Source organism: Nonomuraea sp. NPDC001684 (assembly GCF_053596515.1).
In genome coordinates this window covers 1-2324 of record NZ_JBSFGJ010000788.1, presented here as the reverse complement: position 1 = coordinate 2324, position 2324 = coordinate 1, and the positions used below count along the sequence as shown (strand labels likewise).

Annotated in this window: 3 protein-coding genes; 1 reads left to right on the top strand and 2 read right to left on the bottom strand. The window is 71.9% G+C overall.

From position 1 onward, the window contains the following. Positions 1-36: 36 nt before the first annotated feature. Positions 37-393: a DUF6542 domain-containing protein gene (locus ACWCSD_RS51725; protein ID WP_449927115.1), complete on the bottom strand. Its 357-nt coding sequence runs from the start codon at positions 391-393 to the stop codon at positions 37-39. Positions 394-407: 14 nt separating this feature from the next. After that, positions 408-1664 (bottom strand): DNA recombination protein RmuC, encoded by a 1257-nt coding sequence (locus tag ACWCSD_RS51720; RefSeq protein ID WP_449927112.1) that lies wholly within the window; start codon positions 1662-1664, stop codon positions 408-410. Between the two features lie 95 nt (positions 1665-1759). On the opposite strand from ACWCSD_RS51720, the gene ACWCSD_RS51715 reads away from it, so the two are divergent. Further along, positions 1760-2324: hypothetical protein (locus ACWCSD_RS51715; protein WP_449927110.1), on the top strand; the 565-nt coding region annotated here is incomplete at its 3' end.

Genomic DNA, 2324 nt, shown 5'->3' with positions numbered 1-2324 from the left:
CCCGCTCGCCCATGGCGGCGCCCAGCATGTCCGCGGTCAGCCGCTCCCCGGCCGCCGCGCGCACCCGTCCGTCGCGGCGCAGACGTACCACCCCGCGTACAGGCCGAGGGCCAGCGACTGCATGATCGACACCGAGCCGAACGCGCGCCCGAGCTCGACGAAGAGCGTCGCGCAGAAGAACACCAGCGGCGGCGTGACCACCAGCGACAGCAGCTCGCGCTTGTTGACCAGGAGCACGCCGAGCAGGCTCGACACCACGAACGCGGCCCCCACCAGGTAGGACAGGCCGAGCACCGCGGTCAGGACATAGCCCGCCAGGGTGGCGACCAAGGTGAGCGCGATGGCGCCGCGAGCGGTCAGCCTGACGCCAGAACGCCTGCCCTTCTCTGCCACTGTCCCACCCCCGTTTACGGCGACCCGCCTGCCAACTTACCGTTCGAGTGCGAAATCAGAGACGTGGTTTCGAGCAGTTCGGGCGAGGCCAGGGGTCGCGGCAGCCCTTCGAGCATGTCCGGGGCGTCCAGGTCGCCGTCCACGACGCCCAGATCGTGGAGTTTGCGTGCGGTGACCAGGACGCGGCTTTCAAGCGAACCGACCGACTTGTTGTACGCCTCCACCGCCCGCGTCAGCGCCTTGCCCAGCGACTCCACGTTCCTGCCGAGGGACGACAGCCGCTCGTACAGCTCCTTGCCCAGCTCGAACACCGCCCGCGCGTTCTCGCTCAGCGCGGCCTGCTGCCAGGCGTAGTGGGCGGTGCGCAGCATCGTGATCAGCGTCGTCGGGGTGGCGATGTGCACCCGCCGCGCCATGGCGTACTCCAGCAGCGCGGGGTCGCGTTCGAGCGCGGGCGCGAGGAACGCCTCGCCCGGGATGAACAGCACCACGAACTCCGGCGAGGGGTTGAACCCCTGCCAGTACGCCTTGGCCGCCAGCCGGTCGACGTGCTCGCGCACGTGCCTGGCGTGCGCGTCGAGCCGGACGGTGGCCAGCGACTCGTCGCCCGCCTCGGCCGCCTCCAGGTAGGCCGCGAGCGAGACCTTGGAGTCGACCACGATGTTCTTGCCGCCGGCCAGCCTGATCACCATGTCGGGACGCATCGCGCCCTCGACGACCTGCTCCTCGAAGTCGCAGTGGCGCTGCATCCCGGCGATCTCGGCCACCCGGCGCAGTTGCAGCTCGCCCCATCGCCCGCGCGCCTCGGGCCGCTGCAGGGCCCTGACCAGCGCGGTCGTCTGCGAGCGCAGCTGCTCGTTGCTCTGCTGCACGAACTCCATCTGCTTGGCCAGCTCCGCCCGCGCCGCCCGCTGCCCGGCCTCGGTGTCGCGAAGCTGCGACTCGACCCGCGCGAGCGCGTCCTTCAGCGGCTCGACCAGGTGCTCGACGGCCTGCCTGCGCTGGTCGAGATCGCCGGCGGCCTCGGCGCGGCTGGCCGACAGCCGGGTCTCGGCCAGTTCGAGGAAACGCACGTTGTTGACGTCGAGGGCGCGCGTGGACAGGGCCTGGAACCGTTCGGCGAGCTGTTCCTCGACGTAGACCAGCTTCTCGGCGGCCGATCTGGCCCGCGCGTCGGCCTCGGCCACCCGTACCGCCGCGCGGGTCCTGGCGACCAGGAAGCCGACGAGGAGTCCGAGGGCGAGTCCGATGAGCAGCGAGACGACATCCACTCCAACGATGATTGCAGCACATCGCGTCTGGATCTTCCCGACACGCTTGCGGAATCCGCTTGTGCGCCGACTGATCCGTCACGCACAGTATTGGGATGGCTACCGGTACGAGGCTCGCCGTCGCCGTGTCCGCGGTGTCGGTCGCCCTGATCGCCCTGGCCGGAGCCGTGATCACCGGTCCCGGGGTCGAGGGGCCGGCGGCCACCCGCCCGACCCTGCGCTGGACGCCCGGCGCCTGCGTCACCGACCGCTACGCGCTGATCCCCTGCAACGGCGGCGACTTCGAGGTGCTGGCCATCGCCCACGACCCGCCGCGGCCCGCCGACTGCCCCGACGACACCGACGACGTGCTGCGCATCGGCCTGGGCCGCACGGCCTGCGTGCGGTCCTTCCTGGCCCCGCACGCCGGCGTGCCCGGCGGTGGCGGCGGCCTGCTCAGGCCCGGCGACTGCGTGGCCCTCGACGGACGGGAACGCCCGTGCGCGGGCGCCGGCTGGTACGGCAGATCCATCGCGATCGCCTCGACCGCCGACGAATGCCCCTCGACCACCCTCGACACGCTCGAAAGCGGAGCGAACGTCGTCTGCCTGGGCCCCGGCGGTCAGGTGCTCGCCGAGGGCGCGTGCGTGGCCAGACCGCCCGCCGACGTCGTCGCCAGGT